The 22,287-nt window shown below is 62.2% G+C and carries 21 protein-coding genes; 11 read left to right on the top strand and 10 right to left on the bottom strand.

Features of this window, described 5'->3' with window-relative positions; all coding sequences use genetic code 11:
• On the bottom strand, positions 1-666 hold the full coding sequence (tcyL, locus tag ACW4TB_RS20015) for a cystine ABC transporter permease (RefSeq protein ID WP_455843064.1): 666 nt from the start codon (positions 664-666) through the stop codon (positions 1-3).
• On the bottom strand, positions 666-1,460 hold the full coding sequence (tcyJ, locus tag ACW4TB_RS20010; RefSeq protein ID WP_012316741.1) for a cystine ABC transporter substrate-binding protein: 795 nt from the start codon (positions 1,458-1,460) through the stop codon (positions 666-668). The genes tcyL and tcyJ overlap by 1 nt, the downstream gene beginning before the upstream one ends.
• 269 nt (positions 1,461-1,729) lie before the next feature.
• Between tcyJ and epsC the strand changes: the two genes are divergently transcribed.
• Both epsC and betT read left to right on the top strand, forming a co-directional pair.
• On the top strand, positions 1,730-2,662 hold the full coding sequence (gene epsC / locus ACW4TB_RS20005) for a serine O-acetyltransferase EpsC (protein ID WP_012316740.1): 933 nt from the start codon (positions 1,730-1,732) through the stop codon (positions 2,660-2,662).
• 208 nt (positions 2,663-2,870) lie between these two features.
• On the top strand, positions 2,871-4,868 hold the full coding sequence (gene betT, locus ACW4TB_RS20000) for a choline transporter BetT (RefSeq protein WP_012316739.1): 1,998 nt from the start codon (positions 2,871-2,873) through the stop codon (positions 4,866-4,868).
• 119 nt (positions 4,869-4,987) lie between these two features.
• Here betT and tauD read toward each other — a convergent pair whose 3' ends face one another.
• Genes tauD through tauA form a run of 4 tightly spaced genes read right to left on the bottom strand, consistent with a single transcriptional unit; the run spans position 4,988 to position 8,483 of the window.
• Positions 4,988-5,821, bottom strand: a complete 834-nt coding sequence (gene tauD, locus ACW4TB_RS19995) for a taurine dioxygenase (RefSeq protein WP_012316738.1) — start codon at positions 5,819-5,821, stop codon at positions 4,988-4,990.
• A gap of 52 nt (positions 5,822-5,873) precedes the next feature.
• Positions 5,874-6,713 (bottom strand): taurine ABC transporter permease TauC, encoded by an 840-nt coding sequence (gene tauC, locus ACW4TB_RS19990; RefSeq protein ID WP_012316737.1) that lies wholly within the window; start codon positions 6,711-6,713, stop codon positions 5,874-5,876.
• On the bottom strand, positions 6,710-7,492 hold the full coding sequence (gene tauB / locus ACW4TB_RS19985) for a taurine ABC transporter ATP-binding subunit (protein ID WP_455843063.1): 783 nt from the start codon (positions 7,490-7,492) through the stop codon (positions 6,710-6,712). Before tauB ends, tauC begins: the two co-directional genes overlap by 4 nt.
• Positions 7,493-7,511: 19 nt before the next feature.
• A complete protein-coding gene (tauA, locus tag ACW4TB_RS19980; RefSeq protein WP_279933362.1) occupies positions 7,512-8,483 on the bottom strand; it encodes a taurine ABC transporter substrate-binding protein in 972 nt (323 codons plus the stop codon).
• A 499-nt stretch (positions 8,484-8,982) separates the two neighbouring features.
• Here tauA and ACW4TB_RS19975 point away from each other — a divergent pair, with 499 nt between their 5' ends.
• The 8 genes from ACW4TB_RS19975 (at position 8,983) to ACW4TB_RS19940 (ending at position 16,147) form a co-directional block, all read left to right on the top strand.
• Positions 8,983-10,314, top strand: a complete 1,332-nt coding sequence (locus ACW4TB_RS19975) for an OprD family outer membrane porin (protein WP_012316734.1) — start codon at positions 8,983-8,985, stop codon at positions 10,312-10,314.
• A 164-nt stretch (positions 10,315-10,478) separates the two neighbouring features.
• Positions 10,479-11,117 carry a peroxiredoxin gene (locus tag ACW4TB_RS19970; protein WP_012316733.1) on the top strand — a complete coding sequence of 213 codons (639 nt, stop codon included), beginning with the start codon at positions 10,479-10,481 and terminating at the stop codon, positions 11,115-11,117.
• A 291-nt stretch (positions 11,118-11,408) separates the two neighbouring features.
• Positions 11,409-12,002: an NADPH-dependent FMN reductase gene (gene ssuE / locus ACW4TB_RS19965; RefSeq protein WP_254466792.1), complete on the top strand. Its 594-nt coding sequence runs from the start codon at positions 11,409-11,411 to the stop codon at positions 12,000-12,002.
• Positions 12,003-12,095: 93 nt separating this feature from the next.
• Positions 12,096-13,061, top strand: a complete 966-nt coding sequence (locus ACW4TB_RS19960) for a sulfonate ABC transporter substrate-binding protein (RefSeq protein WP_279933365.1) — start codon at positions 12,096-12,098, stop codon at positions 13,059-13,061.
• Positions 13,062-13,121: 60 nt separating this feature from the next.
• Entirely contained in the window at positions 13,122-14,270 is a 1,149-nt protein-coding gene (gene ssuD, locus ACW4TB_RS19955; RefSeq protein ID WP_012316730.1) for an FMNH2-dependent alkanesulfonate monooxygenase, read from the top strand.
• Positions 14,271-14,280: 10 nt separating this feature from the next.
• Positions 14,281-15,078, top strand: a complete 798-nt coding sequence (gene ssuC / locus ACW4TB_RS19950; protein WP_012316729.1) for an aliphatic sulfonate ABC transporter permease SsuC — start codon at positions 14,281-14,283, stop codon at positions 15,076-15,078.
• Positions 15,075-15,887: an aliphatic sulfonates ABC transporter ATP-binding protein gene (gene ssuB, locus ACW4TB_RS19945; RefSeq protein WP_012316728.1), complete on the top strand. Its 813-nt coding sequence runs from the start codon at positions 15,075-15,077 to the stop codon at positions 15,885-15,887. Before ssuC ends, ssuB begins: the two co-directional genes overlap by 4 nt.
• Positions 15,888-15,931: 44 nt before the next feature.
• Entirely contained in the window at positions 15,932-16,147 is a 216-nt protein-coding gene (locus ACW4TB_RS19940) for a TOBE domain-containing protein (protein WP_008095172.1), read from the top strand.
• A 122-nt stretch (positions 16,148-16,269) separates the two neighbouring features.
• Here ACW4TB_RS19940 and ACW4TB_RS19935 read toward each other — a convergent pair whose 3' ends face one another.
• The 4 genes from ACW4TB_RS19935 to ACW4TB_RS19920 form a co-directional block, all read right to left on the bottom strand.
• Positions 16,270-16,896 carry a TetR/AcrR family transcriptional regulator gene (locus ACW4TB_RS19935; protein WP_012316727.1) on the bottom strand — a complete coding sequence of 209 codons (627 nt, stop codon included), beginning with the start codon at positions 16,894-16,896 and terminating at the stop codon, positions 16,270-16,272.
• Positions 16,896-18,473 (bottom strand): glutamate--cysteine ligase, encoded by a 1,578-nt coding sequence (gene gshA / locus ACW4TB_RS19930; protein ID WP_279933368.1) that lies wholly within the window; start codon positions 18,471-18,473, stop codon positions 16,896-16,898. Before gshA ends, ACW4TB_RS19935 begins: the two co-directional genes overlap by 1 nt.
• 154 nt (positions 18,474-18,627) lie before the next feature.
• Positions 18,628-19,011, bottom strand: a complete 384-nt coding sequence (locus ACW4TB_RS19925) for a PaaI family thioesterase (RefSeq protein WP_279933370.1) — start codon at positions 19,009-19,011, stop codon at positions 18,628-18,630.
• Positions 19,011-21,317, bottom strand: coding sequence for a Tex family protein (locus ACW4TB_RS19920; protein WP_279933372.1), 2,307 nt, complete (start codon positions 21,315-21,317; stop codon positions 19,011-19,013). Before ACW4TB_RS19920 ends, ACW4TB_RS19925 begins: the two co-directional genes overlap by 1 nt.
• Positions 21,318-21,544: 227 nt before the next feature.
• Between ACW4TB_RS19920 and ompR the strand changes: the two genes are divergently transcribed.
• Positions 21,545-22,285 (top strand): osmolarity response regulator transcription factor OmpR, encoded by a 741-nt coding sequence (gene ompR / locus ACW4TB_RS19915; RefSeq protein ID WP_012316723.1) that lies wholly within the window; start codon positions 21,545-21,547, stop codon positions 22,283-22,285.
• The last annotated feature ends 2 nt before the right edge of the window (positions 22,286-22,287 follow it).

The raw sequence follows: 22,287 nt of genomic DNA, 5'->3' as shown, positions 1-22,287 counted from the left end.
TCAGTGCTCCTGGTCGTGCTGGTTGACCCGCGCTTCCATGCGGTTCTGGAAGTGCGCGAGGATGCTGCAGAGGATCCAGTAGACCACCGCAACGGCCAGGTACATGGTGAATACTTCGAAAGTGCGCGCAGTAATCAGCTGCGCCTGGCGGAACAGCTCGGGCACCTGGATGGTCGCCGCCAAGGCAGTGTCCTTGACCAGCGAGATGAAGCTGTTACCCAGCGGCGGCAACGCCGTGCGCAGGGCTTGCGGCAGGATCGCCCGGCGCATGGCCTGGGTGCGGGTCATGCCGATGCTGGCGGCTGCTTCCCACTGGCCACGGTCGATCGAGGAGATCGCCGCACGTAGGATTTCGCAGATATACGCTGCCATGTTCAGCGACAGGCCAATCAGCGAGGCCGGGATCGGGTCGAGCTCGATACCGATCTGCGGCATGCCGAAGTAGATCACGAACAACTGCACCAGCAGCGGTGTGCCCCGGAAGAACGACACATAGATGCGTGCCAGCCAGTCCAGCGGCAGGATCTTCGACAGGCGCATCAGTGCCAGGGCAAAACCCAGCACCAGGCCGAAGAACATACCGCCGACACTCAGCAGCACTGTATAGCCCGCGCCCTTCAGCAGGAAGGGCGCGGAATCGACAACGAGTTGCAGGCTTTCAGCGATCATTTGGTGACATCGGCACCGAAGTATTTCTCGGACAGCTTGGCCAGGGTGCCATCGGCCTTGAGCTTGTCGATGGCCTTGTCTATGGCCGCCAGCAGCTCCGGCTCACCCTTGCGCAGGGCCACGCCGCTTTCCAGGCGCGAGAAGGCGTCGCCTGCAAGCTCGGTGTCCTTGGCTTTTTGCGCGTATTCCAGGGCGGCCAGGCGGTCGATCAGGATGGCGTCGATACGGCCGTTGCGCAGGTCGGCGAACTTGCTCGGGTCATCTTCGTAGGTGCGCACTTCAGCGTTCGGAACGTCCTGCTTCACCCACTGTTCGTAATTGGTGCCCAGGCCCACACCGACCTTCTTGCCGGCCAGGTCCTGCGCGGTCTTGATGTTCAACTGCTCGGCTTTTTTCTTCAGGATCAGCGCCTGGATGCCGGAGACGGTGTAGGGCTCGGAGAAGTCATACTTCTTCTTGCGCTCCTCGGAGATGGTCACTTGGTTGACCACCACGTCCAGGCGCTTGGATTCCAGCGCTGCAAGGATGCCATCCCATTTGGTCGGCTGGATCTTGGCCTTGACGCCCAGCTCCTTGGCCAGCAGTTCCGAAAACTCGACCTCGAAGCCGGCGAGCTTGCCGTTTTCATCCTGGAAGCTGAACGGCGGGTAGGTGCCCTCGAGGCCGACGTTGATCACGCCTTTTTCCTGGATGGTTTTCAGTTGCTCGCCGGCGAATGCCTGGCTGAACAGACCGGTGCCCAGCAGGATGGCCAGGCTGGCATTGAGAAGCGGTTTGGCGAATTTCGACATGTCAGGCCCCGCGCTTGTTGTGGAAGTGGTGGGTGGCGACTATAGGGTTGGCTTCATAGGCCAGGAAATAATAAAAACTTATTTTGTTATTTCCTTTTTGATCTGTGCCGGGTTTTGGCTGCTTTGAGGGTAGGCGACGATGCCGGGTCCGTCATCGCGGCTTATGCCCGACTTAGCGCAGGATGGAATAAAGCGTTGTTTTTTCCAAGGGGCTGATTTGCCGTAAAGTGGATTGCAAACTATCTGATTGGCCCTGGCAGGAGAGCACCGTGAGCGAACAACCTTCATCCGCGCATTGGCAGTTGCACAGTATTGTCAGCGGCCTGCGCAGCGCCCGTGAGCAGTGGCGCAGCCGCAATGGCCGCAGCATTGGCGAGCAGGGCGGGCGCGAACTGCCTTCGCGCGAGGCCATTCGGCAGGTCCTCGAGCAGCTATGCGGTGCGCTGTTTCCGATGCGCCTTGGCCCGGTAGACCTGCGCGAAGAGAGCGAGGACTTCTACGTTGGCCACACCCTCGACGCCGCGCTGACCGCGTTGCTGGCCCAGGCACGCCTGGAACTGCGCTATGCCGCGCGCCAGAGCAACGCTGACCTGGCCGCCGTCGATGCCCAGGCACTGCGCCTGATCCAGGATTTTGCCGCCGCCCTGCCAGGCCTGCGCGTGCTGCTCGACACCGATGTGCTCGCCGCCTACCACGGTGACCCGGCAGCGCGCAGCGTCGACGAAGTGCTGCTGTGCTATCCGGGCATACTCGCCATCATCCATCACCGACTGGCCCACCATTTGTACCAGGCCGGTTTACCATTGTTGGCGCGCATCTGTTCGGAGCTGGCGCATTCGGCCACGGGTATCGATATCCACCCGGGCGCGCAGATCGGCCCGAGCTTCTTCATCGACCACGGTACCGGTGTGGTGATCGGCGAGACTGCAATCATCGGTGAGCGTGTGCGCATCTACCAGGCGGTGACCCTTGGCGCCAAGCGCTTCCCGAGCGATGAGTCGGGTACGTTGCACAAAGGCCTGGCACGCCACCCGATCGTTGAGGACGATGTTGTGATCTATGCGGGGGCGACCATCCTGGGAAGGATCACCATCGGCAAAGGTTCGACCATCGGCGGCAATGTGTGGCTAACCCGGAGTGTGCCGGCCGAAAGCAACATTACCCAGGCCAATCTACAGTTGGATTGCCAGGGCAAGAATTGACCTGAATTCTCCACAGCCTGTACCGGCCTTATGCCGGTGCAGGAATGCGCCGATCAGCAGCCCGGGTCGCATCGAATCCCGATCCATGTTTAACTTGAACGCTTGTTCAACGAAAAAACGCTGGTCCGCTGCCGGTGTTCAACAGGAGGATTCCTTTGCTGAACCCGTTCATTCCGAACCTCACGTCAATCGACGAGGTGCATGCCCAATGAGTGCACCGACCTCTTCCAACAGCCAGATCCGCATGAACCCTCCGGTGTTCTATTTTGCGGCAAGCTTCATACTCATCTTCGGCCTGGTGGTCATCGCCCAACCTCAAGCAGCGGGCGACTGGCTCTTGGCTGCGCAGAACTGGGCGGCCAATACGGTCGGCTGGTACTACATGCTGGCCATGACCCTGTACCTGGTCTTCGTGGTGGTCACCGCCTTGTCCGGCTACGGCAAGATCAAGCTCGGTGCCGACCACGACGAACCCGAGTTCAGCTACCTGTCGTGGGCCGGCATGTTGTTCGCCGCCGGTATCAGCATCACCCTGTTCTTCTTCTGCGTTTCCGAACCCCTGACCCACATGCTCCAGCCCCCCCAAGGTGAGGCGGGCACGGCGGAGGCCGGGCGCCAGGCGATGCAGATACTGTTCCTGCACTGGGGCCTGCATGGCTGGGGCGTGTTTGCCTTCGTCGGCATGGCGCTGGCCTATTTCGCCTATCGCCACAACCTGCCGTTGGCTTTGCGTTCGGCGCTGTATCCGCTGATCGGCAAGCGTATCAACGGGCCGATCGGCTACGCGGTAGACGGTTTCGGCATCATCGCCACGGTGTTCGGCCTTGGCGCTGACATGGGCTTCGGGGTGCTGCACCTCAATGCCGGCCTCGACTACCTTTTCGGCATCAGCCATAGCCAATGGGTGCAGATCGCGCTCATCGTCCTGATGATGGGCGCTGCGGTGGCTGTAGCGGTTGCGGGGGTAGAGAAGGGTGTTCGGGTGATGAGCGACATCAACCTGTTCCTGGCCTGTGCCCTGCTGCTGTTCGTGCTGTTCGCCGGGCCCACCCAGCACCTGTTCAATACCCTGATCCAGAACCTTGGCGATTACCTTGGCGCCCTGCCACGCAAGAGCTTCGACGTTTATGCCTACGGCGAAAACCGTGACTGGCTGGGTGGCTGGACGGTGTTCTACTGGGCCTGGTGGATTGCCTGGGCGCCTTTCGTGGGGCTGTTCATCGCCCGTATCTCGCGTGGCCGCACCATCCGTGAATTCGTCTTCGGCGTGCTGCTGATCCCGCTGGGCTTCACCCTGGCGTGGATGTCGATCTTCGGCAACAGCGCGCTGGACCAGGTGCTGAACCACGGCATGACCGCGCTCGGCCAGTCGGCCATCGATAACCCGTCGATGAGCCTGTACCTGCTGCTGGAGACCTACCCGTGGAGCAAGGCCGTCATCGCGGTGACGGTGTTCATCAGCTTCGTGTTCTTCGTCACATCGGCGGACTCGGGCACGGTGGTGCTCTCGACCTTGTCCGCCAAGGATGGCGGTGCTGATGAAGACGGGCCGAACTGGTTGCGGATCTTCTGGGGCGCGATGACTGCGCTGATCACTAGCAGCCTGCTGTTCGCCGGCAGCATCGACTCGCTCAAATCGGCGGTGGTGCTGACCTCGCTGCCGTTCTCGTTGATCCTGCTGTGCATGATGTGGGGGCTGCATAAGGCGTTCTACCTGGAGTCGCAGCGCCAGATCGCCCAGTTGCATTCGCTGGCACCGTTCGCGCAGTCCCGCCGTGGCCGTGGTGGTTGGCGCCAGCGCTTGAGCCAGGCGGTGCACTTCCCGTCACGCGATGAGGTGTACCGCTTCATGGACGACGTGGTGCGCCCGGCGATTGCCGATGTGCGCGAGGTGTTCGAGCAGAAAGGCCTGGTACTGGTGACCCAGGACGACCCCAGCCATGACAACGTCAGCCTGAAAGTGGGCCATGGTGAAGAGCAGCCGTTCATCTATCAGGTGCAGATGCGTGGGTATTTCACGCCGTCGTTCGCGCTGGGTGGGTTGGGGACGCAGGATTTGAAGAACCGCCGTTATTACCGGGCGGAGGTGCACCTTAGCGAGGGCAGCCAGAACTACGACCTGGTGGGCTACAGCAAGGAGCAGATCATCAACGACATCCTCGACCAGTACGAGCGGCATATGCAGTTCTTGCATCTGGTCCGCTAGACCGCCGGGGCCGCAGTGCGGCCCTTTCGCGACACAAGGCCGCTCCAACAGGGATACGCGATTGCCTGTAGGAGCGGCCTTGTGTCGCGAAAGGAGGCCAAAGGCCTCCCAAGGTTCTTTCAGAACGGCGCATCCCCCAGGATGGTCGCCCGATGCATCACCCGCCGGTTCGGCCGGTAATCATCCACCGCAAAATGCTGAGTGACGCGGTTGTCCCAGAACGCCACGTCGTTCTCCTGCCAACGCCAGCGAATGCTGAACTCCGGCCGCGTCGCATGGGCGAACAGCAGCTTGAGCAATGCTTCACTCTCCAGCTCGCTCAGCTCATTGATCCGCGTGGTGAACCCTTCATTGACGAACAACGCCTTGCGGCCGCTCACCGGGTGCGTACGAATAACCGGGTGTGACAGCGGCGGGTTGTTGCGCCGGGTCGCTTCCCAGCGCGCCAGGTCTTCAGGCGTAGTGCCAAAGCGCTCGAGCGGGAACGATTTGGTGAAATCGTGCATTGCAGTCAGGCCATCGAGCATCTCGCGCAGGGGTGCCGACAGGGCTTGGAAAGCGGCAATGCCGCTGGCCCACAAGGTATCGCCGCCATAGGCCGGCAACTGCTTGGCACTGAGCACCGCACCCAGCGCCGGGGTCGGCAGGAAGGTCACGTCGGTGTGCCACACGGCATTATCGCGTACGTCGGTGACCGCGGTGTCGAGGATCAGCACCTGCGGGGTTTGCGGTACGTTGGGGTAGATCGGGTGGATGTGCAGGTCGCCGAAGCGCGCGGCAAAGTGCGCTTGCTGCTCGGGTGTGATCGGCTGGTCCCGGAAGAACAGCACCTGGTGTTGGAGCAGTGCCTGCTCGATGGCGTCGCGCTGCTCGACGGTAATCTCGCGGCTGATGTCCACGCCGCTGATCTGGGCGCCGAGGGCCGGGCTGAGGGGGGTAACGGTCAGGCTCATGTCTTTTCTCACTCCAGGCGCCGGGTAGCCGGCGTGGTCAGTCCGCAATCGGTCAGTGGCTTTGCCCATGCCAGGGCACCAGCTTGCGCTGCAGGGCGCGCAGGCCCATCTCCAGGGCGAAGGCGATCAGGGCGATCAGCAGGATGCCCAGCACCACCACGTCGGTCACCAGAAACTGCGCCGCCGACTGCACCATGAAGCCCAGGCCGCTAGTGGCAGCGATCAGCTCGGCGGCTACAAGGGTCGACCAGCCCACACCCAGGCCGATACGGATGCCGGTGAGTATGTCGGGCAGGGCGCTGGGCAGGATTACGTGGCGGATCAGTTGCACCTTGGTCGCCCCCAGCGATTGCGCAGCGCGCAATCTGGCCGGGTCGACGGTGCGCACGCCGGTGGCCGTGGCGATGGCGATCGGGGCGAAGATTGCCAAGTAGATCAGCAGTACCTTGGACAGCTCGCCGATACCGCACCAGATGACGATCAGTGGCAGGTAGGCCAGTGGCGGTATGGGGCGGTAGAACTCGATCAGTGGATCGAGGATGCCGCGAGCCACACGGTTGTAGCCGATGGCGATTCCGACCGGGATGGCAGTCAGGGTCGCGGCAACCAGCGCCAGGCCGATGCGGCCCAGGCTCGCGCCCAGGTGTTGCCACAGGCTGGCGTCCATGTAGCCTTGGGTGAGCAAGCTCCAGGCTTTGGCCAGGATGTCACCGGGTGCAGGCAGGAACAGTGGCTCGATCCAGCCGGCGGCGGTCACCAGCCACCAGACCAGCAGCAGGCTGGCCAGGGTTAGCGTGCTGATCCAGCGGGTGGCGAGCTGGCGGCGCGCTTTTTCAACGGGCCGGGCTTGGCTGTCGCGCTTGCTGGCGACCAGCAGATCAAGGCTGCTCATGCGTGCTCCTGCAGGCTTTGGCGTTGGGAGAAAACCCGCGCCAGCACATGCTCGCGGGTTTCAATGAAGCGAGGGTCAGACTTTATTGCCCGGGCCGATTCGCCAGCGGCATAACGTTGGCCGAAGTCCAGCTGCAGGCGCTCGACCACACGGCCTGGGTCGGGGGCCAGCAGCACCAGTTCGGTAGCAAGGAATACGGCCTCCTCGATGTCGTGAGTGATCAGGAACACCGGTTTGGCGGTGCGCTGCCAGACTTGCAGCAACAGTTCCTGCATCTGCTCGCGAGTGAACGCGTCGAGGGCGCCGAACGGCTCGTCCATCAGCAGCACCCTTGGGTCGGCCGCCAGCGCGCGGGCCAGGCCCACACGCTGCTTCTGGCCACCGGACAGTTGCCAGATGCGCCGCTCGCCAAAGCCATCCAGATCGACCAGTGCCAGCATTTCCCGTGCCTTGGCCTCTCGCTCGCCGCGGGCTACACCGCCCAGCTCCAAGCCGAAGGCGACATTGCCCAGCACGTTCTGCCACGGCAGCAGGGCATCGTCCTGAAACACCACGCCGCGTTCGGCGCCGGGGCCTTGCACCGGCACGCCGTCAAGGGTGATGCGCCCGCCGCTGGGGGCGACGAAGCCTGCGATCAGGTTGAGCAGGGACGTCTTGCCGCTGCCGGAGGGACCCAGCGCTACAAGCAGCTGGCCTGGGCCCAGGCTGAGGTTGATGTCGGCCAGCACAGGGGTGCTGGCGCCGGGGTACTGTGCGCTGATGCGCTCCAGTTCTAGCAAGGCCATGACGGGCTCCGGATCAATTGGGCAAGAACTTGGCGCTGACGTAGGCCGAATAGTCCGGCAGCACGGCGTCGACCTTGCCTTGCTGCTTGAGGAAGGTGGCGGTGTCGGTCAGCGCTTGAGTGGTCGGTGCGCCCAGGGCGTTGGCCTGGTCGGCGGCCAGCGGGTAGACGTTGCCTTGCAACAGAACAGGAATATCACTGGCCTTGGCACCGGACAGCTTCACCAGCTTGGCCACGTTGTCCTTGTTGGCAAGCCAGGCCTGCGGGTCTTTGCGATAGTCGGCGTAGGCGTCGAGGGTGACCTTGGCAAACGCTTTGACCACGTCGGGGTGCTTGTCGGCGAAGTCCTTGCGCACGATCCAGGCATCGAAGGTCGGTGCGCCTTTCTCGGCCAACTCTCCGGAGGTGATCAGCACCTTGCCGTTTTCCTTGGCCACACCCAGGGCGGGGTCCCAAACGTAGGTGGCGTCGATGTCGCCGCGCTTCCAGGCAGCGATGATCGCCGGTGGGGCGAGGTTGAGGATCTGCACCTTGGACGGGTCGATGTTCCAGCTCTTCAGCGCGGCCAGTAGGCTGTAGTGGCCGGTGGAAACAAAGGGCACGGCGACTTTCTTGCCGATCAGGTCTTGTGGGGTCTTGATGCTGTCGCGGGCGACCAGCGCTTCGCCGGCGCCGATCTGGGTGGCGATCAGGAATGTTTCCACCGGCAGCTTGCGGGTGGCGGCTGCGGCCAGCGGGCTGGAGCCCAGGTAGCCGATCTGCACATCGCCGCTGGCTACCGCAGTGATCACATCGGCGCCGTTATCGAACTTGCGCCAGTCGATGCTGGCCTTACTGGCTTTTTCGTAGTCGCCATCGACCTGGGCCACCTTGGCCGGGTCGACGGTGGTCTGGTAGGCGACGGTAAGGTCGGCGGCCTGGGCGAACCAGCTGGTGCCGGCGAGGGTCAGGGCGGCGAGCAGGCGCAGTGGAGCGTGCGGGATCATGGTCGAACCTCTTGTCAGGCAATCGGTGTGATGGATGGCAAGAAGGCTAGATGATCTAAGAAACAGAAAATAAATAACTTTTTGGAATTAGCATAGGAGCCATTCGCTTTAAGCTGAAGGGCTTGATCAGGCTTCAGGGTGAAGACCAAGTGCACTGCTCGGTCTTTTCGGCTTGACAGAGCAATTGGAAATAAGGATATGAGCAAACGTTTGCAAATAACCTAAAGCTATTACAAGCGTCTGCCGATACAGCTTTTGGCAGTAAAGGTTTCAACCATATGCCTTAAAAATCTTACAAATTCATAAAACGGTCATTTTGGATTTATAGGATTGTCATTATCCTGTAGCGCAGGTGGCGTCTTAGACCAAAGTCGTGAAATGTTCAGTAACGATTGACTTAGTGGTCATTCTTTGGGACTAAATCGCCAGTCCACGGTGAGCGGGGCATCAGATCCCGCCGCCAGAGATACACAAAAATTAGAACGTAGAGGAGCAAAACATGTACAAGTCCAGCCTGGCTCTGGCCGTGGCACTGGGGGTTCTCGCCCAACAAGCAGGCGCTGCCGGTTTCGTTGAAGACAGCAAATTGTCCCTCAGCTCGCGCACCATGTATTTCAACGATGACAACCGTGATGGCGGTACCGACCAAGAAGAAAGTGGTCAGGGTTTCAAGCTCGACTACCTGTCTGGTTTCACCCAGGGTGTCGTAGGCTTTGGTGTTGATGTACAAGCGCTGTGGGGTATTCACCTTGATGGTGGCCGTGGCAGCCGTCCAGATGCCAACAACAGCTTCTTCCCAAGCGATTCCGATGGGTCTGCAGTCCACGATTGGGCACGTATTGGCGGTAATGCCAAGGCTCGCTTCTCGAAGACCGAGGCCCATTTCGGTAGCGCGCTGGCTCCGAATCTGCCAATCCTGGTTGCCAACGATGGCCGTCTGCTGCCGCAAACTTTTGAAGGCGGTACCATTCAGTCGAAGGAAATCGACAACCTGACCATCAACGCAGGTCAGCTGACTCACGCCATGGGCCGTGCTTCGAGCAACCGCACGGGTTTGTCTGTTGCCGGCTCTGCGGTTGACAGCAACAAGTTCTACTACGGCGGTCTGGACTACAAGCTCACTCCAGATCTGACCCTGCAGTACTACTACTCGAACCTGAAGGACTTCTACAAACAGCACTTCCTGGGCGCAACCCACGTCTTTAAACTTTCGGACGATTCCTCGTTCAAGACTGACCTTCGCTACTTCGACAGCAGCAGCGACGGGAAGAACGGCGATGGTGGTGAGTACTTCTTCAACAACAACGGCGGTTACGCTAAAAATGCTGGCGAGATCGACAACAAGACCTGGTCGGCCATGTTCACCTACACCCTGGGTGGCCATGCGTTGATGGTTGGCCATCAGCAGGTCAGCGATGACGGTGGTTTCGTCTGGCTGAACCAAGGTAACGTCGAGGATGGTAATGGCAACCTGGAAGGCGCTGGTGGTGCCAGCTTCTACCTGTTCACCGATAGCATGATCAACCAGTTCGCCCGCGCAGGTACCAACACTACGTTCGGCCAGTACAGCTATGATTTCGCCCGTGTTGGCGTCCCTGGCCTGAAGGCGTCGGTCTCCTACCTGCGTGGTACTGATATCCGTAACCAATCTGGTAGCGGTACTTACCACGAATGGGAACGCGACGCTCGTGTCGACTACGTGATTCAAGAAGGCACCTTGAAAGGTCTGGGTGCGAGCCTGCGTCACGGTATTTACCGCGGCGAAGGCGAGGCTCCGGTCGATAAGGACCAGACCCGCTTCATCGTGAACTACACTTACAACTTCATGTAAAACGTAGTTGTGAAAAAGAGCCTCGCCTAGCGCGAGGCTTTTTTGTGCGCGTCATTTTGTATTCCTTATGGTTATAAATAAATCATTATTTATTCTTTTTGTTTTTATCGGAATGCAGGCAAATTGAACCTCACAAGGCCAGCCCATAGCCCAGGAGCCGCACCATGAGTCTCAAACTCGGCGACATCGCCCCCGACTTCGAACAGGATTCCAGCGAAGGTACGATCCGCTTCCACGAGTGGCTCGGTAACAGCTGGGGTGTGCTGTTCTCTCACCCGGCCGACTTCACCCCGGTGTGCACCACCGAGCTGGGCCTGACCGCCAAGCTCAAGGACGACTTCGCCAAACGTGGGGTCAAGGCCATCGCCCTGTCCGTGGACCCGGTCGACTCTCACCACAAGTGGATCGAGGACATCAACGAGACCCAGAACACCGTGGTCAACTTCCCGATCATCGCCGACGCCGACCGCAAGGTATCCGACCTGTACGACCTGATCCACCCGAACGCCAGCGACACCCTTACCGTGCGCTCGCTGTTCGTCATCGACCCGAACAAGAAGGTGCGCCTGACCATTACCTACCCAGCCAGTACCGGGCGCAACTTCAACGAAATACTGCGGGTGATCGACTCGCTGCAGCTCACCGACAACCACAAGGTCGCCACGCCAGGTAACTGGCAGGATGGCGACGAAGTGGTGATCGTGCCTTCGCTGAAGGATGAGGACGAGATCAAGCAGCGCTTCCCGAAAGGCTACCGCGCTGTAAAACCCTATCTGCGGCTGACCCCGCAACCCAATCGCTGAAGAATTCTCGTTGCATTGCTCTTAGCCATAGCAGGGATATTCGGGCCGTTTCGACGGCCCTTTTTTATGCCTGCACAAACCGCTCAGGCGTGGGGCTGCTGCGCAGCCCATCGCGACACAAGGCGCGGCTCCTCGTAGGAGCGGCCTTGTGTCGCGAAAGGGCCGCAAAGCGGCCCCAGTATCAAAGAATCACCAAAGCACTTTATGGAATAAACAAATGAAAAAATATGATTTCTAGATATATACCCAGGCTGCTAATGTCACCCCAACAGAACACAAGGAAGCGCTTCAATGCTGGTCGTCTCAATCGGTGGTAGCCCCAGTACCCGTTCCCGCTCCGGCGTGCTGCTCGAGCGTTCGCGCCAGTGGCTGCAGGACCGTGGCGCCGAGGTGGTGACCTTCCAGGTACGTGACTTCGCCGCTGAGGACCTGCTCCATGCGCGCTTCGACAGCCCGCAGGTGCAACACTTCCAGCAACTGGTGGCTCAGGCCGACGGCCTGATCGTCGCCACCCCGGTGTACAAGGCATCGTTTGCCGGGGCATTGAAAACATTGCTCGACCTGCTGCCCGAACGCGCCCTGGCTCACAAGATCGTGCTGCCAATCGCCACCGGCGGCAGCATCGCCCACATGCTGGCGGTGGATTACGCGTTAAAGCCGGTGCTGTCAGCACTCAAGGCGCAAGAGACCCTGCAAGGGATCTTCGCCGACGACAGCCAGGTCGCCTACGCAGAGGGCGGCCAGCCGGCACAGTTGTCACCCGCTCTGCAAGAGCGCCTGCAGGACGCGCTGGAAACCTTCCACGTTGCCCTGGCCCGTCGGCCGCGGCCCGTGGCCCCCGGCGTACTCAACGAACGCTTGATCAGTGCCCGCTGGAGCATCTGAACCGGCACAACGGCTTTATCGCGTCATACACCTTACTCGCCCGTCAACGAGGCAAGCAGGTGCAACCCGAACCTACTCGCACAGGAGAGCGCCATGCGCACAGTCTTCTTGCGTCGTGGTCTGGTCGCCCTGTTTGCGGCGGCTGTGTCCTTCGGCGCCATTACCCAAGCCCAGGCTGAAAGCCTGCGTATCGGCTATCAGAAATACGGCACCCTGGTGCTGCTCAAAGCCAAGGGCACGCTGGAAAAGCGCCTGGCCGATCAGGGCATCCAGGTGCAATGGACCGAATTCCCCGGTGGCCCGCAGCTGCTCGAAGGCTTGAATGTCGGCTCCATCGACTTTGGCGTAACTGGTGAAACGCCGCCGGTATTCGCTCAGGCCGCCGGTGCCGATCTGCTCTATGTGGCCTACGAACCGCCTGCGCCGCACAGTGAAGCGATCCTTGTACCGAAGGGTTCGCCGATCCAGTCGGTGAAGGAACTCAAAGGCAAGAAAGTTGCGCTCAACAAAGGTTCGAACGTTCACTACCTGCTGGTCCGCGCCCTGGAAGAGGCCGGCCTCAAGTACAGCGATATACAGCCCGTCTACCTGCCGCCGGCCGATGCCCGCGCCGCGTTCGAGCGTGGCAGCGTCGATGCCTGGGTGATCTGGGACCCGTACCAGGCCGCCGCCGAACAGCAGCTGCAGGCACGCACCCTGCGTGACGGCAAAGACCTGGTCGACAACCACCAGTTCTACCTGGCCACCCGCAACTACGCGACCCAGCATCCGGCTGTGATCAACACCCTCATCGAAGAAGTACGCGCCGTGGGCAAGTGGTCGCAGGCCAACCCGCAGGAAGTGACCGACCAGGTCGCTCCGCTGCTCGGGCTGCCTGCCGACATCACCCTGACTTCGGTCAAGCGCCAAGGCTACGGTGCCGCGCCGCTGACCCCCGAGGTGGTGGCCGCACAACAGAAAATCGCCGACACCTTCCAGGCGCTGAAGCTGATTCCCAAGCCGCTGAGCATCAAGGACGTGATCTGGACACCCCCGGCCAAGGTCGCCAGCGCGCCTTGATTGATTCGCCTGTGCCGGGGCGCCGCTGTGGCCCTCGCCACCTTTAAGGAGACAACTCCAATGAGCCTTAACATTTTCTGGTTCCTCCCGACCCACGGTGACGGCAAGTACCTGGGCACATCCGAGGGTGCCCGTGCGGTCGATCACGGTTACCTGCAACAGATTGCCCAGGCCGCCGACCGTCTCGGCTTTGGTGGTGTGCTGATCCCTACCGGGCGCTCCTGCGAGGATTCCTGGTTGGTGGCAGCATCGCTGATCCCGGTGACCCAGCATCTGAAATTCCTGGTTGCCCTGCGTCCAGGCATCATTTCGCCGACGGTCGCGGCGCGCCAGGCGGCAACCCTGGACCGCCTGTCCAACGGCCGGGCGCTGTTCAACCTGGTCACCGGTGGCGACCCCGACGAGCTGGCCGGTGATGGCCTGCACCTGAACCACCAGGAGCGCTACGAAGCCTCGGTCGAGTTCACGCGTATCTGGCGCAAGGTGCTGGAGGGCGAGAACGTCGACTACCAAGGCAAGCACATCCAGGTGAAGGGCGCCAAGCTGCTCTATCCGCCCATTCAGCAACCACGCCCGCCTCTGTATTTCGGTGGCTCGTCCGAAGCCGCCCAGGATCTTGCTGCCGAGCAGGTCGAGCTGTACCTGACCTGGGGCGAGCCACCAGCCGCTGTTGCCGAGAAAATCGCTCAGGTGCGGGAGAAGGCTGCCGCGCAAGGTCGCGAAGTACGCTTTGGTATCCGTCTGCATGTGATCGTGCGGGAAACCAACGACGAAGCCTGGGCCGCGGCAGACCGCCTGATTTCGCACCTGGACGACGACACCATCGCCCGGGCCCAGGCCTCGCTGGCGCGCTTCGACTCGGTGGGCCAGCAGCGCATGGCCGCATTGCATGGCGGCAACCGTGACAACCTCGAAGTCAGCCCCAACCTGTGGGCGGGTGTCGGCCTGGTACGCGGTGGCGCCGGTACCGCGCTGGTCGGTGATGGCCCGACTGTCGCAGCGCGGGTCAAGGAATACGCAGACCTGGGGATAGATACCTTCATCTTCTCAGGTTACCCACACCTGGAAGAGTCCTACCGCGTTGCCGAGCTGCTGTTCCCGCACTTGGACGTGCAGCGCCCGGAGCAACCGCAGACCGGTGGCTACGTGAGCCCGTTCGGCGAGATGGTGGCCAACGACATCCTGCCCAAGTCCGTGTCGCAGAGCTGAGGGCGCAGCCATGAGTCGTGCAACGTCCTCCACTCTGACCCAGCGCCTGGCGCCGTGGGCGCTGCCGGTACTGCTGTTGGCTGTCTGGCAGCTGGCGGTCAGTGCTGGCTGGTTGTCGACGCGCATCCTGCCTGCACCCAGCGCCGTAGTCAGCGCCGGTGTCGAGCTGGTACGCAGCGGTGAAATCTGGACGCACCTGGCCATCAGCGGCTGGCGTGCCGGCCTGGGCTTTCTGATCGGTGGCAGCATTGGGCTGGTGCTGGGCTTCATCACAGGCTTGTCGAACTGGGGCGAACGCCTGCTCGACAGCTCGGTGCAGATGATCCGCAACGTGCCGCATCTGGCGCTGATCCCGCTGGTGATCCTGTGGTTCGGTATCGACGAGTCGGCAAAGATCTTCCTGGTCGCGCTGGGCACGCTGTTCCCGATCTACCTGAACACCTATCACGGTATCCGCAACGTCGACCCGGCGCTGGTGGAAATGGCCCGCAGCTATGGCCTGTCCGGCTTCGGCCTGTTCCGCCAGGTGATCCTGCCGGGTGCGCTGCCCTCGATCCTGGTCGGTGTGCGCTTTGCCCTGGGCTTCATGTGGCTGACCCTTATCGTTGCCGAAACCATTTCGGCCAACGCCGGTATCGGTTACCTGGCAATGAATGCCCGTGAATTCCTGCAGACCGACGTGGTTGTCCTGGCCATCGTCCTGTATGCCGTGCTCGGCAAGCTCGCCGACCTCGCCGCCCGTGGCCTGGAACGTGTCTGGTTGCGCTGGCATCCGGCCTACCAAGTCGCCAGGAAGGAGGGCGCATGACCATTCTCAAGGAGCAACCGCCGCGCTTGTTGCGGGGTATCCCGTTGGCCGCCAATGGCCTGCGCAAGACCTTTGGCCAGCGTGAAGTGTTGCGTGGTATCGACCTGCACATTCCGGCCGGCCAGTTCGTTGCCATCGTCGGGCGCAGCGGCTGTGGCAAGAGCACCTTGCTGCGCCTGCTGGCCGGGCTCGACCAGCCCGGCGCCGGTGAGCTTCTGGCCGGTGCCGCACCGCTGGCCGAGGCCCGCGAAGATACCCGCCTGATGTTCCAGGACGCTCGCCTGCTGCCTTGGAAAAAGGTGATCGACAACGTCGGCCTGGGCCTGTCCGGCCACTGGCGCCCCCGTGCGCTGGAAGCACTGGAGGCGGTTGGCCTGGCTGACCGCGCCAATGAATGGCCGGCAGCGCTCTCGGGTGGCCAGAAGCAGCGCGTGGCGTTGGCCCGGGCGCTGATTCATCAGCCACGCCTGCTGCTGCTGGACGAGCCGCTGGGTGCGCTGGATGCCCTGACCCGTATCGAGATGCAGCACCTGATCGAACGCCTGTGGCGTCAGCACGGCTTCACCGTGCTGCTGGTCACCCATGACGTCAACGAAGCCATTGCCGTGGCCGACCGGGTGATCCTTATCGAGGACGGCGCAGTCGGCCTGGACCTCAACGTCGATCTGGCACGGCCAAGGGTGCGTGGTTCGCACCGTCTGGCCGCGCTGGAAAGCGAAGTGCTCAACCGTGTTCTGTCGGCCCCGGGCACTGCGCCCGAGCCGGACCCTGTAGCCCCTCTGCCCACGCAACTGCGTTGGGCGCACTGAATGACTCACATACCAGACTGAAGCCATAGAGAAGGAAGCACATCATGACTATCAAAGCCATCAACGTCCGCAACCAGTTCAAAGGCACCGTGAAAGAAATCCTCGAAGGCCCGGTATTGTCGGAAATCGATGTGCAGACCGCCTCCGGCATCGTCACCTCGGTGATCACCACCCGCTCTGTGAAGGAGCTGGAACTGCAGGTGGGCAGTGAAGTGATCGCTTTTGTGAAATCGACTGAAGTGTCCATCGCCAAGCTGTGATGTGGGCATTTGGGGCTGCTTTGCAGCCCTTTCGCGACACAAGGCCGCTCCTACAGGGGAACGCGATTTCCTGTAGGAGCGGCCTTGTGTCGCGAAAGGGCCGCAGGGCGGCCCCAGCAAGATCAGCGTTTAGTAAGAAACGGCGGCAGGTACAAGCCCAGGTACGCCTCGAACACCCGCTTGCCTTCCTCGGCCATGCGCGGGGTAATCGCCTCGTGCAACTGTACCGAGCGCGCATACACCCGGTCGCTCAACTCCATGGCCAGTGCAAACACATCCACGTCCGCAGGCATTACCGGCAACCGGAAATGCTGGTCGAACAGTTTGTGCATCAACTCACCCAGCTCCATGTCGTGCTGCCGGTCCGCCTGCACCACTTCGCTCAGGCCATGCTGGGCCAGGATCAGCTGACGCGCTGCAGCATCCTCGTTGTAGATGTCGAGCATGCGCTGTTCGATCAACCGTGAAAGCTCATGCCAGGTGCCAAGCGCGCTGCTGTCTATCGGTGCGCTCAACGCCTCGCGAAAAGCCCGGTGCACATCGGCCGTCAGCGCTTCGAGCAGTGCCGGCACGCTGGCAAAGAAGTGATACACCGACGAGGGTGGAATCTGCGCCCGTTCGGCCACGCTGTAGATCGACAATGCTGCCACCCCTTGCTCGGCCAACAGCTCGCGCGCCGCCGCCAGGATCGCCGCGATCCTGGCCTGGCTGCTGGCGCGCGGCTTGCGCGGGGTGGTGCTGCGGGTCATCAGTTGCTGATCGCCAGGATGCTGGCCTGATAGGCGCCGACGAACAGGTCGAAGTCGCCGACCTCTTCCTGCTCTAGGCGTGACTGCTCGGCCAGCGAATTGCGGGCGAGTGTCTCGTAGGCTTGCTGGCGTTCTGTGGGCAGCGGTTGTTCACGGAACGTTTCAGCGTGCAGGCGGCTCTGGCGCAGAGAGAACTGGATGAAGCTTTCCTCATGCTCGCCCATGCGCGCAAGCACTTGGGCCGATGGCGTCAGCGAAGCGTCGTCCACTTTGGCCTGCTGTGCGGCCAGGGCTTTGGCATGTTCGTCGCCGCCCTGGGCGCGATCGAGCAGCTCAGCCAGCTGGTCGATGCGCCCAAGCAGGTCGCTGGCCCAGGCTTTTAGCTCGATCGGTTGGCCGTCCCGGCGCAGCTCAAGGCCTGGGCGACGGCCTTCCTTGACCACGGTCAGGAAGTTGTCGGTGCATTGGCCGCATTCGCCATTGTCCAGCAGCGGGCTGTCTTCCAGGGCACAGAACAGCAGGAACGCATCGAGGAAGCGCGCCTCGGTCAGGTCGATGCCGACCGGCAGGAACGGGTTGATGTCCAGGCAGCGCACCTCGACATACTGTACGCCGCGTGAGGTCAGGGCCTGGATCGGCCGCTCGCCGGTGTAGGTGACACGCTTGGGGCGGATGTTCGAGTAGTACTCGTTCTCGATCTGCAGGATGTTGGTGTTCAACTGCACCCATTCGCCGTCGACGTGCGTGCCGATCTCGACGTAGGGCGGGTAGGGCGTGCCCACCGCCTTGCGTAGGCTGTCGGTATAGCTGGCCAGGTTGTTGTAGCAGGGAGTGAGGCCGGCCTGAGCATTGCTCTGGTAACCCAGGTCGCTCATGCGCAGGCTGGTGGCGTAGGGCAGGTACAGGGTTTCGGCGTCGAGCTCTTCGAGCTGGTGCGGGCGGCCGCGCAGGAAGCCTTTGTCCAGGGCTGGCGAGGCACCGAACAGGTACATCAGCAGCCAGCTGTAACGGCGGAAATTGCGGATCAGCGCAATGTACGCCGCCGACTGGTAGTCGCGGTCGCTCTGCTCGTTGCCATCGCTGGCGCGTAGCAGCGGCCACAGCGCTTCAGGCAACGAGAAGTTGTAGTGGATGCCGGCGATGCACTGCATGGTGCGGCCGTAGCGCAGGGCCAGGCCCTTGCGGTAGACGTGCTTGAGCTTGCCGATGTTCGAGGCCCCGTACTCGGCGATCGGGATGTCCTCCTCGGCCGGGAGTGTGCACGGCATCGACGGGCTCCACAGCAATTCGTCGCCAAGCTTGCTGTAGACGAAGCGGTGGGTTTGCTCGAGGCTTTCCAGCACCTGGGCCGGGTCGGGCAGGGCCGGGGTGATGAATTCCAGCAGCGACTCGGAATAATCGGTGGTGATCTGCTCGTTGGTCAGCGCCGAACCCAGGCTTTCCGGATGCGGGGTCTGAGCCAGGCGACCTTCGTCGGTGACGCGCAGGCATTCACGCTCAATACCGTGCAGGCACTGCTTGAGCAGGGGGAGATTGGCGCCGAGCAGGCTCAGGCGGCGGTTGAGGAGGTCGCTCAAGATGGTTTCCTTCACGCATCAGTCGCCCCAATATGGGGGTAGAGTTGACGGTCTACAAGGGTAGGAGGAAAGGAACTGGCGTTGTCGCCTGGTTTACGCGGTTACGGCAGTGCCAGCGCACTGCCGCAAAATACCGCAGATACCGTTTGGTGAGCTAGAGAACCGCGAAGGTTCCCTGCGCTTTGGCGACCAGTTTGTCGCCTTGGACTACGTCGGCGTCGACCACCAGGGTGCGGCGCCCGGCGTGCAGCACCCGCGCTGTGCACAGTACCTCGCCGTCACCGACCGCACGCATGTAGTTGATCTTGCATTCGATGGTCACGCTCTGCTGGTCGAAACCATGGCTGGCCGAGCAGGCCAGGCCCATGGCGATGTCCACCAGGCTGTAGATGGCCCCGCCGTGCAGCTTCTGGCCGCGGTTGCGCAGTTGCGGCTCAAGCGCCAGTGCCACCTCTGCCACGCCGTTGTCAAGGCGTTGCAGGCGGCAGCCCAGTAGCTGGCTGTAGGCGCTTTCAACGAGCTCTTTGGGGATCTCCATCACTTCTTTTTCAACTGCTTGGCGTTGGCAAAGAGCGCAGCCATGGCGTTGTTCGCCGGGGCGGCGCTAGCGGTTTCGCGCTGGCGTGGTGCCTGCTGCTGACGGTTGCCGCCACGGTTGCCTTCGACTTTTTCGCCCGGGGTATCGCTCATGCGCATGGACAGGCCGACACGTTTGCGCGGGATGTCCACTTCCATGACCTTGACCTTGACCACGTCACCGGCTTTGACAGCTTCGCGCGGGTCCTTGACGAACTTCTCGGACAGCGCCGAGATGTGCACCAGGCCGTCCTGATGCACGCCGATGTCGACGAAAGCGCCGAAGTTGGTGACGTTGGTGACCACGCCTTCGAGAATCATGCCGGGCTCCAGATCTTTGAGGTCTTCGACGCCGTCCTGGAAGGTGGCGGTCTTGAACTCGGGGCGCGGGTCACGGCCGGGCTTGTCCAGTTCCTGGAGGATGTCGGTGACGGTGGGCAGGCCGAAGGTTTCATCGGTGAACTGCTTGGGGTCCAGGCGCTTGAGGAAGCCGCTGTCGCCGATGAGCGAGCGGATGTCACGTCCGGTGTCGGCGGCGATGCGTTTTACCAGCGGGTAGGCCTCGGGGTGCACGGCGGAGGCATCCAGCGGGTTGTCGCCGTTCATTACGCGCAGGAAGCCCGCGGCCTGTTCGAAGGTTTTCTCACCCAGGCGGCTGACCTTCTTGAGTGCGGCACGGGTGGCGAACGGGCCATTGGCGTCGCGGTGCGCGACGATGTTCTGCGCCAGGGTAGCGTTGAGGCCGGAGATGCGGGTCAGCAGCGCGACCGAAGCGGTGTTGACGTCCACGCCCACGGCGTTCACACAGTCCTCGACCACCGCGTCCAGGCCGCGTGCCAGCTTCACCTGGGATACATCGTGCTGGTACTGGCCGACACCGATGGATTTGGGGTCGATCTTCACCAGTTCTGCCAGCGGGTCCTGCAGGCGGCGGGCAATCGACACGGCGCCACGAATCGACACGTCCAGGTCAGGGAATTCACGGGCAGCCAGCTCCGATGCCGAGTACACCGACGCACCGGCTTCGGAGACCATGATCTTGGTGATCTTCAGCGCCGGGTATTTTTTAACCAGCTCGGCGATCAGTTTGTCGCTCTCGCGGCTGGCGGTGCCGTTGCCAATGGCAATCAGCTCCACCGAGTGTTTGGCGCAAAGTGCGGCCAGTACCGATATCGTGCGGTCCCAGTCGTTGCGCGGTGCGTGCGGATAGACCGTAGCCGTGTCCAGCAGCTTGCCGGTGGCATCGACCACCGCGACCTTGCAGCCGGTACGCAGGCCCGGGTCGAAGCCCAGAGTGGCACGCGGGCCGGCCGGGGCGGCCAGCAGCAAGTCGTGCAGGTTGTGGGCGAAGACGGTGATCGCCTCGCTTTCGGCATTGTCGCGCAACTCACCGAACAGGTCGGTTTCCAGGTGGGTGTACAGCTTGACCTTCCAGGTCCAGCGCACCACCTCGCCCAGCCACTTGTCAGCCGGCCGGTTGCGGTTTTCCACGCCGAAGTGGCTGCCAATCATCATTTCGCACGGGTGCAGGGTGCCCGGCAGCTCTTCGCCAACCTTCAGCGATGCGCTCAGCACGCCTTCGTTACGGCCGCGGAAAATGGCCAGTGCACGGTGCGACGGGCAAGTGCGCAATAGTTCGTCATGGGCGAAATAATCGCGGAACTTGGCGCCTTCCTCTTCTTTGCCTGCCACCACACGGGCGCTGAGCACCGCTTCCTGCTTGAGGAAGTTGCGCAGCTTGTCGAGCAGGGCAGCGTCTTCGGCGAAGCGCTCCATGAGGATGTACTTGGCGCCTTCGAGGGCGGCCTTGACGTCGGCGACACCCTTGTCGGCATCGACGAAGCGCGCGGCTTCGCTTTCCGGCGCCAGTTGCGGGTCGTTGAACAGGCCGTCGGCCAGCTCGCCCAGGCCGGCTTCCAGGGCGATCTGGCCCTTGGTGCGGCGCTTTTGCTTGTACGGCAGGTAAAGGTCTTCGAGGCGGGTCTTGGTGTCGGCCAGCTTGATCTCGCGGGCCAGCTCAGGGGTCAGCTTGCCCTGTTCCTCGATGCTGGACAGGATGCTCGCACGGCGCTCGTCCAGCTCGCGCAGGTAGCGCAGGCGCTCTTCCAGGTGGCGCAACTGGGTGTCGTCCAGGCTACCGGTCACTTCCTTGCGGTAACGGGCGATGAAGGGCACGGTAGAGCCTTCGTCCAACAGGCCCACGGCCGCCTCGACCTGCTGAGGGCGTACGCCCAGTTCCTCGGCGATACGGCTGTTGATGCTGTCCATGTAAACCACCTGACAATTGTGAATACGGGGGCTGCGAGGCGCTTGTTCCGCCCGGCGGCGCTGGAGAAAGCCGCGCATTATACCCATCGGAGAAGGCTTGCGGTGATGGCGCCAGGCCAGTCGCAGAGGCCGGGAAGTGGCGCCGGGGGAAAAATCTGCTAACAATGCTCACGGCACGCGTGGCAATGGCTACGCCATAATGCGCGGCGATCTCAGAGGAGTTATTCATGACCGGCACCGCAAACACCGCTGAAGGTGACAAGATTCTCATCGTCGACGACGATCCGGGGCTCAGCAGCCTGCTGGAACGTTTCTTCACCAGCAAGGGCTACCGTGCCCGCGCGGTGCCCAACACCGAACAGATGGATCGCCTGCTGCAGCGCGAGGTATTCAACCTGGTGGTGCTCGACCTGATGCTGCCGGGCGAGGATGGCTTGTCCGCGTGCAAGCGCCTGCGCCAGTCGAACAACCAGATCCCGATCATCATGCTCACCGCCAAGGGTGACGAACTCAGCCGCATCAAGGGGCTTGAGCTGGGCGCTGACGATTACCTCGGCAAGCCGTTCAACCCGGACGAGCTGATGGCGCGGGTCAAGGCCGTGCTGCGCCGTCAGGCACCTACGGTACCGGGCGCCCCGGGCAGCGAGGACGAGTCGGTCACCTTCGGCGATTACGAGCTGTCGCTGGCCACCCGTGAACTCAAGCGTGGTGAAGAAGTGCACATGCTCACCACCGGTGAATTCGCCGTGCTCAAGGCCCTGGTCATGCACGCCCGTGAGCCGTTGACCCGCGACAAGCTGATGAACCTGGCCCGTGGCCGTGAGTGGGATGCACTGGAGCGTTCGATCGACGTGCAGATTTCGCGCCTGCGCCGCATGATCGAGCCGGACCCGTCCAAACCGCGGTATATCCAGACTGTGTGGGGCGTAGGTTACGTCTTCGTACCGGACGGAAACGCCAGCAAATGAAG

This window comes from Lelliottia jeotgali (assembly GCF_977070485.1).
The sequence above is the reverse complement of the archived record's forward strand: the minus strand, read 5'-3'. Positions and strand labels throughout refer to the sequence as shown.